Raw genomic sequence first — 14,426 nt, forward strand, 5'->3', positions numbered from 1 at the left:
AAGAGAGAAAAAGATGGTAGTTTAGCCTAATAGGTAAAAAATGGAGAAACTACCATATGCAATATTACATCAAAGAGGAAAATTGGAAACAAATTTTAGAGTTCATAAAAAGCGTAAAAGGAATGCACAGCAAAGATGAAAAACGTTTAAGAATATTCATAGAGGCAGTGTGGTACATAGTGCGAAGTGGTTGCCAATGGAGACTTTTACCAAAAACTTATGGTAATTACAGGAGTATACATAAGCGATTTAAAAGATGGTGTGAAAGAGATGTCTAGAAAAAATTGCTTGAATATATTAAACAAGAGCCTGATTTAGAAGTTGCTATAATCGACGGTACGATCATCCGAGCCCATCCATGTTCATCTGGATATACAAAAAACTCCAAGGATCAAGAAGCTTTAGGGAGGAGCAAAGGTGGCTTTACAACTAAAATACATGCGCTTGTCGATGCACTTGGAAATTCACTTAAATTTACTCTGACTCCTGGTCAAAGAAATGAAATTACGCAGGCACAAGTGTTAACCGAAAGTATCTATAACTCTACTGTAGTAGCTGACAAGGGCTACGATAGCAATGCCTTTGTTATAAGTCTTGAAGACAAGGGATGTACAGTAGTTATTCCGCCAAAACGGAATCGAAAAGTGCAAAGGTATTACGATGAGCATATCTACAAAGAACGTCATTTGATTGAGTATTTTTTTGGTAAAATTAAAAATTTTAGGCGCATTTTTTCCAGATTTGATAAAACTGCTGAGGTTTTTATGGGTTTTCTCAATTTTGTTGGAGCTCTTGTATGGCTTCTCTAAAATTTTGTCCACAGAGCCTAGGGATTATCCTATTGAATTCTATAATATTTTTTGCCACATTGTCTACAGTGCCCAGACACTGGGATCTAGCTAAGTTAGTGAGTGTAAAAGTAGCCAACCTTACGTTAAAACACAACGTTCTTGATGAGATTGCATAAAAACTGGATTCCTTACATCATAGAGACACTGCCATTATAGAGTGAACCAGTGTCTGGGCACTGGGATGACAAAAAAGGGGCGACTCGGATGACACCTTGACAATCGTCATCCCGCTACTTGTTAGCGGATGAGATACCGCGGCGGTATGACGGTTAAGTAGGGTGTCATTCCAGTGCTTGACACAGTTGTCTAAGTGAGGAAAGTCACCAGTGGTTATATTATTGCTATATTTCTCACTTACCCAATAAACTTAGATTTTACACTAAACTGTGCTGCCACTAACTTTGCAACCGGTACTCTATAGGGTGAGCATGAAACATAATCCACCCCTGATTCGATGAGAAACTCTATAGATTTTGGATCTGCTCCATGCTCTCCACATATACCTAGTTTTATTTCTTTTCGGGTTTTTTTGCCTCTTTCAATGGCTATCTTGATTAACTCCCCTACCCCTTCGATGTCCAGCACTTCAAATGGATCATTGTCAAATATATTGCTTTCCTTATAAGAATCGAGGAAATTAACTGAATCATCTCTTGAAAGTCCCATGGTTGTTTGCGTTAAATCATTAGTGCCAAAACTAAAAAACTCTGCATGTTTTGCTAACTTATCAGCAATCAGTGCTGCTCTTGGTAGTTCTATCATCGTTCCAATTGAATAAGCCTTGTCTGATGTCATTCCAGCGCGTGACGCTGGAATCTGCGTCTGGATTCCAACTGAGATGACAGAGGATTCTTTCTTTGCTAGCTCGCATATCAGAATAAATTCTTTCTCATTCATTATAAAAGGGATCATGATCTCAGGCTTGATTTCTACACTTTTTTCCTTTTTTAGCTCATTTGCAGCATTAAGTATTGCCCTAATCTGCATGCTATATATTTCAGGATGAGAAATGGCAAGTCTACAACCTCGATGGCCAAGCATTGGGTTCTTTTCTGACAACTGTGCTATTTTATTTTTTACTGATTCAACTGACTTACTAAGTGATTTGGCGATTTTTTCTATAGTAGACTGATTATTGGGTAAAAATTCATGTAAGGGTGGATCAAGCAACCGTATAGTGACTTCCCTACCCTCCATAATAGAAAATATTTCTTTGAAATCAGACTTTTGCATTTCTTCCAGTTTAATGAGCGCATTTGCCCTTTCATTTTCATCGTCAGCTATTATCAACTTTTGAATGAATTCGATTCTATCACTAGCAAAAAACATATGTTCTGTGCGACATAAGCCTATACCTTCTGCACCGAATTCTTTTGCAATTTTTGCATCTTTTGGAGTATCAGCGTTCGCTCTCACTTTGACCGTTTTGATTTCATCTATCCAGTTGATTATCGTTTTGAATTCTTGCGATAATTCAGGTGAAATTGTAGGAAGAATGCCAAGCATAACCTCCCCTGTTCCTCCTTTGATGGTAATTGGTTCACCTTTATTTACTTTTGTATCCCCCACAGAAAAGAAAGTTCCATCTTTATCGATATAAAGTCCACTTACACTGCAAATGCATGGCTTACCCATTCCACGGGTTACAACAGCAGCATGCGAGGTCATCCCTCCCCGTGCTGTTACTATGCCACTTGCAGCATTCATTCCATTAATATCTTCAGGACTCGTTTCTGACCTTACTAAAATCACTTTTTTACCCTGCTCTGCAGCTTTTTCAGCATCACTTGCACTAAACACTACATATCCAGAAGCAACCCCTGGAGAAGCCGGCAGTCCCTTCCCTATTACTTTTTGGTCACTCTTAACGTCAAGAACTGGATGCAATAAATTGTCAAAAGTTTTTGGATCAATTCTCAATATTCCTTCTTCTTTTGTAATCGTTCCTTCGTTTACCATATCAACTATTATGCGAATAGCAGCTTCAGCCGTGCGCTTGCCAGACCTAGTCTGCAAAATCCATAACTTACCGTCCTGCACAGTAAATTCGATATCCTGCATGTCTTTATAATGCCTTTCAAGTTTTCCACATACCACACATAATTCTCGGTAGACACTTGGCAGCAACTTCTCCATGGTGTTTTCTTGCTCTCCGTCAATTGGCATAGGAGTATAAACACCAGAAACCACATCCTCACCCTGAGCATTAACCAAAAACTCACCAAAAAGCTTTTTTTCTCCAGTTGAAGGATTTCGTGTAAATATCACACCAGTTGCAGAATTATCATTTAAATTACCGAAAACCATTGCTTGCACGTTGACCGCTGTTCCAAGGTTTTCAGGAATGTTATGTATTCTTCTATAGGAAACAGCCCTATCATTTTTCCAAGAGGTAAATACTGCATTAACTGAGTTTAACAATTGCTCTTCAACGTTCTGCGGGAAATGTTTTCCTGTTTTTTCATGTACTATCCTTTTGAAATTGTTAACAATTCTCTTTAAAACATCAACATCAAGATCAGCTAAGCTTTTTGCTCCACTCTTTTGCTGCTTATTATCAACAACATCTTGAAATAGGTGATGGTCAAGCTGTAGTACAACATTGGAGTACATCATGATGAAACGGCAGTAGCTATCATAGGCAAAACGTTCTCCACTTTTTTTTGCAAGCCCAATAACTGTTTCATCATTTAAACCAACATTTAAAATAGTATCAAGCATGCCCGGCATTGAACTAACACTACCAGAGCGTATTGAAACTAATAAGGGGTTATTTAAATCCCCGAATTTACAACCGATGTCATTTTCGAGCATCGCCATGTAGTTTTTAATCTCGTTACGTAGGTCGTTAGACAATTCATTATCCTGACAGTAGGCCTGACAAACAGAGGTGGAAATTGTGAAACCAGGTGGAACAGGAATGCCAACATTGCACATTTCTGCTAAATTTGCTCCCTTTCCTCCCAGCAGATTTTTCATTTCTGCATTGCCTTCGCATTTACCCTGGCTAAAGTAATGTATTAACTTTTCCCCCATCATTTTCTCCGGATTTTCACTGATAAACACATTGTACATATAGTTCCAATAAACCTATGAGGACTTGAAACCTTAGGATAATAAATTTTACAAAATTTGGCAACAACGTTCCTTCTGGCAACATCAGTAAAGTTAACAAAAAAGATGACAAATTATTATCAATAAGAATATATAATATAAAGATATATTTAAAAATTTTTTTATGGCTCTTTCTAAGTTTTTCAACCCTAAGAATAATGGTGTGCTGCAGTAACAAACAAAGTAATGTTTGTTTTATTGAAGATGAAGGAAGGCCCTTCAAAATCGGGTTTCAGGAGCAGCCACCCTAAGTGGCTCTACTTAAGAGATAGGGTTAATTTTTCTATGAGCAGCTACAATTTAAAGACCTTGCTTCATCAATGTAATGGAACAAAACCTTTTTAGTAAGTTCAAAACCTTCTAAGGTATCTCCTTCGCATCTTGCTGTAATGCAGTTTTGTGTATTTGATGCTCTAAGGAGCCACCAACCTTTATTATCGTTATCATTTACCTTAACACCGTCAAGATCTGAAAATACAATATTTTGCTTCTCTAGTGTTTTCTTTATTGATTCAATTATTTGAAATTTTTTCTCATCTTTCACTATAATCTTTACTTCATGAGTGATATATAACTTCGGTAAATCCTCAATCACCTGAGATAGGCTTTGGTTTTTCTTAAGCAAAATGTCAACTGCTTTAACAGCAGAATATAGCCCATCATCAAAACCTAGCTCAGAAAAGAAGAAGTGCCCGCTTAACTCACCAGCAAACTTTGCCTCTTCCTCTACCATCTTCTTCTTAACTAGTGAATGTCCAGTAGCGCAGGTAATAACTTGCCCTCCTAACTTACTAACAAAATCATGCACCTTCATACTCATTTTTACGTTAGCAATAACTTTGCTTTCTGGATATTCCTCCAGCACTTCACGTGCAAAAATTATAAATAAATGGTCATTGGAAACAACGTTGCCTTTATTATCAATTAAGCGCACCCTATCGCTATCGCCATCTAGCGCAATGCCAAGATCACATCCATATTCCTTCACAATGTCAATTAATTGAGCGAGATTTTTTTCCTCTATGGGATCTGGATCATGCAGTAGAAATGCCCCATCTATAGAGTTATTGGTTACGATATGCGTATGACCAGGCAAGATCTTTTCAATACACCTTATAATTCCACTTGCTGGACTATTTCCACAATCCCAGGCTATTTTTAATTTCTGTGTAGTATTATTCTTCACTGCACCTTTTAATATGCGAATGTACTCACCATATATATTTATGTTAATTAAGCTTCCAATTCTTGTACTGTTTTTAATTGGACTGCTTATAATTTCCTTCATTTCTTGATCTGAGAAGACTTTTTTATTACTAAAAAATTTAAAGCCATTATATTCGCTGGGGTTATGAGAGGCAGTTATTATGATACCAAGATCCGCCTGCGTGATTTGCGTTGCAGCGTAGAGCATAGGTGACGAGCATAGTCCAACACGTATAACATTTGCTCCAGATAAAGTTAAGCCCCTAATTAATTCTCTTTCTATACCTGGTGAATCTATTCTGCTGTCGTAGCCGACACAAACACTAGCTACGGTTTGGCCAAACTTTCTACCTATCTCGTACCCATCATTAATCTGCAAATCTTTGCCTACTATACCTCTAATATCGTATTTTCTTATAATGGTACTGTCCATACTGCACTGCTTAAGGAGTAACTACTATATAACATAATGGACAAGTGCTCAAGTTTCTTCTTTATTTACCCACATAATTAGTTGATTTTTTAATCAAAGTTGTTAATATTATAGTATACTTTTTAAAGATACAAAATTATGCCACAGGAAAACGAAAATTTATTTATAGCTGAGAATCAAAGTCTAAATGTAGATGAACAGAAGAAAAATGATATTCTAAGTGTCATTGAATCTTGCAACGATCTTCAGGATTTTATTAAAAGACTGGAGGAAGAAAATTTAATCTGGTACTTTATTGGTCATTTACGCAAAGATGAGGACATTACAGGACAGATAAATTTAAAGTGGGAAAAGGAGTTCCAAAAATTTGAGCAATCAATAAACACAATGCATAAAGAACTTAAGTCGTCTCTGCCTGGTCAAAATTTCTTAGCGTATTCAACAAAAGATAACGACTTCAAAATTAGATTTGAAAATGAAGAAAAACCAATAGAAATTAGCAATATTTAAGAGCCAGCAGAGAAGGTAAGGTTTATAACATATCTTTAGAGAAAGATAGTCAAATAACTGCGACCAAAAAAGGCAGCGAAAGGCACTATGATTTTACTGGTTCAAGCTCATGTGAAATGACCATTAACTGGCAGGCTAAAGATTCTGAAGGTAATAACATAGACTGTAGCATGACCGTAAAATTGGATTCTAGTGGTATACAAAGTGTCATTGGTGAGCCAAAGTTTGGTGATTTAAAGTTCACACCAGAGGAAACAAAAGATAAAATATTAAAATTAGTTGAGCAGAATAAAGAAGTTTTTATCAATGGAAAAACTCTGCATCAAGCTTTTACTGACATGTCCAGGAGTGTAGACGATCAGCAAGTACCAGCAGAGGAAATATTTACAAAAGATCCACATATATCACCACAGTCACCTACACCAAACAGCAGTGGGTATTCCTCTCCTAGCACACCTTCTTCACGTAGAAGTTCTTTCTCTAGTGTTAGTGAATTTAGTGATGAAGATGAAATATTTGAGGATGATATGTCTAGTGATGAAGAAGAGCATGAACAAGAAGGAGCAAAAGGTGAAGTAGACGAAATTGAGGAATTAGAGAAAGAAAAAGAAACATTTGCTAAATATTTTGCAGCGCAGGCAAAGCAGCTTGAGGATCTAAGATTAGAACGTGACTCCTTGAGAGATAAAGTTAATGAACAACAGTGAGCGATACTTGAAAGAGATCAAAGAATAAAGGAACAAGATGCTTCTATTGAGTCACTTATAGAGAAACTCGAAAAATTAGAAGAACTTAATCAAAAGATAGAAAAAGAAGGTGATACACAAATAAGCGCATTAAGTGAGGGAAAGCAAACTGGGGAATAAGAAGCTGAAAGACTTAAAGCTGAATTGAAAAGGATGAAGCAAGAATTAGCTTGGAAGGATCAAAATATTGAGCAGTTAACACAAAAGATAGAGAAAGAACTACAGGATAAAATGATGTAATAAAGAGCTTAAATGATCAGTTGAAAGACAAAGAAGATGAAGTTCAATCAGTAAATGGGATAAACAAAGAACTACAGAAGAAATTGAAGCAAAGTGAAGCTAATTTAACTGTACCAGAGGAAAAGAATGCAAATTTGGAGAATGACCTGAAGAAAATAGTGGAAGATTTAAAGGATGATCATGAAAAGTAGTTGGCAGAACAGTTGATCGAAACAAAAAAGGAAAACAATACATTGGCTGAAACGGCGAACCAATTGTCTAAAGAATTAAATGAATTACAGAGAGAAAAGGAAGATTTAGAGAGGGCAATTCGACAACTTGAACCTGGAAGATCACTTGCAGATGAGCTAAGCGAAGAAAATACGAAGGGGGAAATAGAAAAGCTTCAACGTCAGCTTAAGGAAAAGGAAGGGATGTTAACGTGTACACAGGAAGAGCTGGCATCTGTCAAAGAGAGTCTAGAGCAGCTGCAGAACATATTACAGCAGGAAAAAGGTCAGGCAACTCAAACTGAAGTTGAATATGAAAGTAGAGGAACAAGCATGCAGCAGCAAGACCAAGGTATACAAGCTGTAAACAACAACTCAAGCAGAATAGCTAGTGGGTTAAGACAAGAAAACAAAAAATTGACTAGGGACAAACTAACTATATCTGAACAATTAAAACAAAAAATAAGAGAGATTGACGAGTTAAAGAAAAATTTAAAGCAATTACAAGAAGAAAATAAACAACTAAAACAAGAAGTTACTAAAAATGCAGGAGTTGATACACCATCTTCAACAGGTCAAAAAGAAGCTAAAGAAGCAGAAGTTATACCGCAAAACATTATGGATTGGCCTGTTCCAATTCCAGACGATAAACCGGAAGAGCAGAAAACTCCATTAGAGCCAATCAAGGTAAATACAGAATTATCAGATCCAAAATCAATCCCCGCTGAGGATCCAGAAAAATCTCCTCCTCTTTCAAAAGGATGAGTTTTGCTTCTATTGTTAACTATAGCTAAGACGTCATACCGCCACGGCGCTAACGAGTAGCGGAATGACGAGGTTATCGTCATTCCGCCGCAGACCGTCATACCGCGATTCATTCGCGGTATCTCATCCGCTAACACGTAGCGGGATGACGGTTATCAGGGTAGCTGTCATCCCAGTGCCCTGACTACTTGGATCCAGAAAACTTAACTTTAAATAAGTGGCTTCATAATAAAGACTAGATTCCAGCGTCACGCGTTGGAATGACACCATTTTCGGTCTCTTAAATTGCTTTAGCTACAAACATTAAGAAATTTACCAGGCAGAAAAAAAAGGCAAAGAACTCCCGTGGTGCGAGTTTTGACCCTATAATAATTTAAACTGGCGCTGTAATAATGTGCTAACGCTTAAAATAAGCGCGATTTGGCTGAATGTAGAAAAAATAAAAAAGACATGCAGCCGCTATAATTTTATGTAATCCGCCAAAAAATACCCTGAGTTTTTTACTGAATTTTGTCATTGAGCCCGCAGGTCAAAAACAATGAGTCATAAATACCCTTAGTACTGCAATAAGTGGCCTGGAGGAGTTTGTCAAGTAAGTTTTTTCGTTTCTATAGGTTAGTTGGTACGCGCTTTGCCTTTTAACAGATGTAAAAGCACAATTATTACGAACAACATTCCACCAATAACTGATATAGCTCCACCCGCAATAAAACAAGCACGTGCCAACATTGATGAAATACTTGGCAGATCTGCAACTTTTCTTAAGGCACCATATCCACCAAGCCATACAAGTCCAGTAATATGGAGAAAATGCCCCACACTGTACGCATAAATCTGTAATCTTACCATGGAACTTTTTACCTCTTTAAAGTTTAATTTAGGTAACAGCCAATAAATGAAATTCATAAAAGCTATAGTGATCCCAACTACAGAACCATGATAATGAGCGGGAATGGTGACATTTCCTTCAATAGTCAGCACTCCAAGCACATCTCCATAAATGAACAATAAAAATGAATGTAATAAATAGTTGCTTTTATCATTAGTAAAAGTCCTGATGTTGCAGCACACTAATATTATCAAAAAGCACGGCAAAACTGCTCCAGCAATTCTCATATGCCAAGTAAAAAACTGTATTAACTTAACACTATCAACTGGATAAACAAAATATACAAACGGTGCACCTATAGCCAAAATCGTGTTTATAAACAGCGGTAAAATAGTAATTTTATTGCTTGAAGCTAAACTAACATCACTGATTATTAAATACACTAAAAACATTCCTTGAGTAAAAGCAAATTGCAGCAAATGTCCGCCTCCCCAAAAGAGATATTCGTAAAACAAATTCTTATCTGAGTGATATAGACCTGGAGGCATATTTTGATATGCTAAAACAAAGCAAAGAAATGATGAAACAAGTGTAATAACCAGCCCAACTTGCCCCACAGAGAGAAATGAAACCTCTTTTTTTGATGTGTATGCTAGCATTGCATTTACTAATATACTGGTGGTAAACAAACCAAGACCAAATAAGAATAATTTGTTTTGTAACACGGGAATATAGTTACTTTTGATAACTTCAGTGTTTGGAACGAATGCGGATATAAACATCAGCAGCATCGAAAGGGTTGATAGAACCCATGAAAAGTTAAACCAATTATTGGTATTTTGTAGGTTTATAATAAAAAGCAGAGATATTATAGAGCACATCCACACCAAAATTGACAAATTCACGTGTATCACCAGCGCATTATCAAAGATATATTGTGCAGAAGGAACGAGAGAGGAGATAAAAGGCAATCGTAAAAAAATAACAATTATTGACAACAATCCAGAGCAAGCAAGGGCACATACTGCTAAGAATATCCACTGTTTGCAAAGTGCAGCGTTATTTTGTATGTTGAGCACGGTCATTTTCTCTTTTTATTTTTGATTGATAAAGTATTATAATATAAAGCGCTATAAATTTTTCAAATTAATTGGCATTGATGAATAATATCACAGCAAAGCAGGTCATATCCTTATGGAATGCACAAGTTAGTGGATTTTTGCCAGATAAAAAGGAAAGTGAAGAAATTGAATGTTCAAATGAATCATCAGCTACCTAAAACTTTATATTCTTTCATCTGGCATTTTTTTGAAGCCATACAAATTATCGGTCTCGATTTTTGCTTCCCTTGCAATCTTTGCGGGGTTTTGGGGACCTTTTAACAGGATGCTGATTAAACATATAATCAATATTTTGCCCCAGGTACAAGTGGGTGACATCTCTCTCTTAACTTGGCCTGCTGTATTGATTATATTAAATTTTATAATTTTTGATAATGTTACATGGCGCGGAGTCGAATACATTAATTATAAATTCCAGGCTGTTATTAAAATTCAAATCATTAGTAGAACATTGAATTATGCCTTAAGTAGCTCTCATGAATTCTTTCAAAATAATTTATCAGGACGTATTGCAAATCAGATTACGACACTTGCCGACAATATAGAGTTAATCTTGCATATTATTTCTAAAGATTTTATCAGAGGTACTTCATTATTAATGGTTGCATTTATTGCCAGCTATTATGTAAATTCAATGTTTTTTTACACATTATTCTTGTAGTTTATTGCTTTTTCTTCTTTTAGTATCTTGATGTCAAGGCGTCTTGTAACTTTAGCAGATAATCATGCAAGCAGTGAATCCCTTCTTTCTGGTCAATTAGTAGATTGCATAACAAATCACAACAATGTCAGAATTTTTTCTAGGAAAGATTATGAAATATTAAGAATGAACCAGTTTTTTCTGCAACTTCAAAAGGCATTTCAAATAAAAAAGTTTTTCTTAGTTATTTTGTCCAGCGTGCAGGGATTAATGATTGCAATTATGATGGGTTTTACTACATATTTTTTGGTCCATCTATATAGAAAGAATTTGATCAGCATTGTAGACTTTGCCTTAATTTTGGGGCTTTCAATGGAGCTAGGACACATGATGTGGTATACGATATCACGTGTTGATGAGTTCAACCAAGCAATTGGAAAATGCAAACAAAGTCTATCATCTTTAGTGATTAATCCAGAAATCAATGATAGATCAGACGCTCAACCTTTGATCGTGCAAAAAGGTGAAATCAAATTTGATAAAGTTCATTTTCATTATAAAGGTGCAGAACCAATATTTGAAGACAAATCCATAATAATTAAGTCTAGTCAAAAGGTAGGACTTGTTGGTTATTCAGGTGCTGGTAAATCAACATTTGTAAACCTGATTCTTAGGCTTTATGACGTACAATCTGGAAAAATTTCAATTGACGGGCAAGATATTCGCAATGTAATCCAGGATTCTTTACACAGAAATATTGGAATGATTCCACAAGATCCATCACTTTTTCACAGAACTCTGATGGAAAATATTCGCTATGGAAAAATAGATGCTAGCGATGATGAAGTGATAGAGGCTGCTAAACGCGCACATGCTCATGAGTTTATTTCAAAATTACCCCAAGGTTACGAGTCACTCGTTGGAGAAAGAGGTGTGAAACTTTCAGGAGGACAAAGGCAACGTATTGCAATCGCCAGAGCTATCTTAAAAAATGCTCCTATATTAATTCTGGATGAAGCAACTTCTGCACTTGATACTCCAACAGAACAGTTAATACAGGAATCACTAAATGAAGTACTCGAAACAAGCAATGCTACAACTATCGTTATTGCCCATCGTTTATCTACACTTCTACATATGGATCGTATTTTGGTTCTTGACCAAGGCAAGATTGTAGAAGATGGCACGCATCAGGAACTTCTTGATAAAATGGAATGTATAAAACTCTGTGGGATGCACAAATTGGTGGATTTTTGCCGGACAAAAGAGAAATGGAGATTGTATAATATCTTCTTAATCTAATGCTTCAATGTTTCCGACATAGGAAAAGTATCATCTTTATTTTCTATAGAGGAAGGCACACTATTTTGATTATCATCACCATCAATTGGAGTAGTAGGGTGCATTAAAGCAACTTTCATAACTTCATCAATATTCTTAGCAAAAACTACGTTGATCCCCTCTTTGATGCTTGCAGGAATCTCTTGCATATCTTTCTCATTTTCACTTGGTATAATCACAGTTTTGATTGATCCTCTGAGCGCTGCAAGTAACTTTTCTCTCAAGCCCCCAATAGCTAAAACTCTACCACGCAATGTCACTTCGCCTGTCATAGCAACATTTTTGTTAACTGGTATATTTGTCATAAGAGAAACAATAGACGTACATACCGCGCCGCCAGCAGAAGGGCCATCTTTTGGTACAGCACCCTCAGGTACATGCAAATGTATATCATTATTTTGGAATTTTTCGGGCTTTATACCAAAAAACAAACAATTTGATCGAATATAACTATACGCAGCTTTTATAGATTCTTGCATAACCTCTCCAAGCTTTCCTGTGTATTTTATTTCTCCCTTGCCCGGAATTAGGACTGATTCTATCATCAAAATATCACCACCTGTTTCAGTATAGGCAAGCCCAGTTACTACTCCCACTAAACTCTCATTTTCTGCAATACCAAAGGTATATTTACGTACCCCTAAATAATCTTGTAAATTGTCAACCCCTACGGATATTTTCTTATTTTTATCAGTCAATATTTCTTTAACTGCCTTTCTCATGAGCTTTGCAAGCTCCCTTTCCATACTCCGCACACCACTTTCACGTGTATATAAACGTATCAACTTGTATAACGCCTCATTAGTTATGTCCCATTCCTTCTGATACAAACCATGCTCCTTCTTTAACTTCGGAATAAGGTGGTGTGTAGCAATACTGATTTTTTCATCTTCAGTATACCCGGACAATTGTATAATTTCCATCCTATCACGCAAAGGATGTGGCAAATTTAAGCTGTTTGCCGTAGCTACAAACATTACACTTGAAAGATCAAACTCAACTTCCAAGTAATGATCCGTAAAGTGTTTATTGTGCTCAGTATCTAAAACCTCAAGTAATGCAGATGCAGGATCGCCACGCGAATCAGAACCCATCTTATCTATTTCATCAAGCAGAAAAAGCGGGTTGCATGAATTAGCTTTTTTCATATGTTGAATAATTTTACCAGGCATTGAGCCAATATAAGTTTTCCTATGCCCTCGTATCTCGGACTCATCACGCACACCACCAAGAGCTATGCGAACAAAATCTCTTCCTACTGCTCCTGCCATAGACTTAGCTAAAGAAGTTTTACCAACACCTGGCGGTCCAACCAAGCAAAGTATAGGACCTTTTATCTCTTTTACTCTTTTTAATACTGCTAAAAATTCTATTATCCTATCTTTTACTTTCTCTATGCCATAATGATTTTCATCTAAGATTTTCTTAGCTGCATTTAAGTTAATTTTTGCATCTTTGTACTTTCCCCACGGCAAATCAAGTAACCAATGCAAGTAACTAGATATAACTGTAGCTTCAGGAGAAATGGGATTCATTTTCTTGTATCTCTTCAAATCAGTTATAGCTTTCTCTCTTGCTTCCTGAGAAAGCTTTGTTTCATTTATCTTTTTTTCAAATTCATTGAGTATATTTCCTTCATCACCATTCTCAAATTCGTCTAATTCTTTCTGTATAGCTTTCAATTGCTCGTTAAGGTAGTAAACTTTCTGAGTGCTTTCAACTTGCGATTTAATTGTCTTATATAAACGGTTTTGTGCGTTCAAAATACTTATTTCTCCCTCAATAAAAGCAAAAGCTTTTTTTAAACGCTCTTTTGGGTCATAAGCCTCAAGTATGCTTTGTTTATCCGATACTTTTATATTTAAATGTGAAGCTACCGTGTCTACAAGTTGATCAACTTCTTTGATTTGATCAATGGGGTTAATGGCAACTTCAGGCTGATTTTTCTTGTTTAGCTTACACCAGCTATCGAACGCGTCTATAACAGATCGCCTTAAAGCTTCTAAATCAATATTGTCTTCATCTTCTTTATAATGATTGTCTAACTCTACCCTGGCTTGTAATAAAGTATGAGAGCTAATATATTCTACAACTCTTCCCCTTCTTATCCCCCGGATTATAACTTTTACTGCATTGTCAGGCAATTTTATTAATGGTTGTATAATGTTTGCTAACACACCTACTTCATAAAGATCTTCTGGCTCCGGATTATCAACAGAGCCATCTTTCTGTGCTACAAGAAAAATCTCATTTTGGTGACTACTACTACTTGTTGCATATTCTAGTGCATTAACAGATTTTTCTCTGCCTATGAATAAAGGCACCATTATATTTGGAAAAATTACTACATCTCTTAAAGGTAATACTGGCAATGCAGTAAAACTAGAGCTCACAGCACGTTCAATGTTCATAATATATGCC

General features: G+C 36.2%; 5 protein-coding genes and 3 pseudogenes. 4 read left to right on the plus strand and 4 right to left on the minus strand.

From position 1 onward, the window contains the following. Positions 1-56: 56 nt before the first annotated feature. Positions 57-809, plus strand: a pseudogene (locus OM966_RS06760) (IS5 family transposase). 396 nt (positions 810-1,205) lie between these two features. Here OM966_RS06760 and ppdK read toward each other — a convergent pair. Both ppdK and OM966_RS06770 read right to left on the minus strand, forming a co-directional pair. Continuing rightward, positions 1,206-3,887 (minus strand): pyruvate, phosphate dikinase, encoded by a 2,682-nt coding sequence (gene ppdK, locus OM966_RS06765; protein ID WP_264329404.1) that lies wholly within the window; start codon positions 3,885-3,887, stop codon positions 1,206-1,208. A gap of 361 nt (positions 3,888-4,248) precedes the next feature. Continuing rightward, positions 4,249-5,604 carry a phosphomannomutase/phosphoglucomutase gene (locus tag OM966_RS06770; RefSeq protein WP_264329316.1) on the minus strand — a complete coding sequence of 452 codons (1,356 nt, stop codon included), beginning with the start codon at positions 5,602-5,604 and terminating at the stop codon, positions 4,249-4,251. A 138-nt stretch (positions 5,605-5,742) separates the two neighbouring features. On the opposite strand from OM966_RS06770, the pseudogene OM966_RS07440 reads away from it, so the two are divergent. After that, positions 5,743-7,912, plus strand: a pseudogene (locus OM966_RS07440) (hypothetical protein); the annotation flags it as partial. A gap of 777 nt (positions 7,913-8,689) precedes the next feature. On the opposite strand, the gene OM966_RS06795 reads toward OM966_RS07440, so the two are convergent. Continuing rightward, positions 8,690-9,982 carry a cbb3-type cytochrome c oxidase subunit I gene (locus OM966_RS06795; RefSeq protein WP_319605115.1) on the minus strand — a complete coding sequence of 431 codons (1,293 nt, stop codon included), beginning with the start codon at positions 9,980-9,982 and terminating at the stop codon, positions 8,690-8,692. Between the two features lie 229 nt (positions 9,983-10,211). Here OM966_RS06795 and OM966_RS06800 point away from each other — a divergent pair, with 229 nt between their 5' ends. Both OM966_RS06800 and OM966_RS06805 read left to right on the plus strand, forming a co-directional pair. Continuing rightward, positions 10,212-10,685, plus strand: a complete 474-nt coding sequence (locus tag OM966_RS06800; protein WP_264329322.1) for an ABC transporter ATP-binding protein — start codon at positions 10,212-10,214, stop codon at positions 10,683-10,685. Between the two features lie 30 nt (positions 10,686-10,715). Then, positions 10,716-11,950 (plus strand): annotated as a pseudogene (locus OM966_RS06805) (ABC transporter ATP-binding protein). Between the two features lie 12 nt (positions 11,951-11,962). Here the strand turns inward: OM966_RS06805 and lon are convergent. Continuing rightward, complete coding sequence (lon, locus tag OM966_RS06810; RefSeq protein ID WP_264329324.1) at positions 11,963-14,416, minus strand: endopeptidase La; 2,454 nt, start codon at positions 14,414-14,416, stop codon at positions 11,963-11,965. Positions 14,417-14,426 lie beyond the last annotated feature (10 nt).

The organism is Wolbachia endosymbiont (group A) of Andrena hattorfiana (assembly GCF_947179565.1).
GTDB lineage: Bacteria > Pseudomonadota > Alphaproteobacteria > Rickettsiales > Anaplasmataceae > Wolbachia.

What these genes read in the sequence shown, in the direction of transcription:
- lon (WP_264329324.1), bottom strand. Translation starts at nt 14,416, where the DNA reads ATGAACATTGAACGTGCTGTGAGCTCTAGTTTTACTGCATTGCCAGTA.
- OM966_RS06770 (WP_264329316.1), bottom strand. Translation starts at nt 5,604, where the DNA reads ATGGACAGTACCATTATAAGAAAATACGATATTAGAGGTATAGTAGGC.
- ppdK (WP_264329404.1), bottom strand. Translation starts at nt 3,887, where the DNA reads ATGGGGGAAAAGTTAATACATTACTTTAGCCAGGGTAAATGCGAAGGC.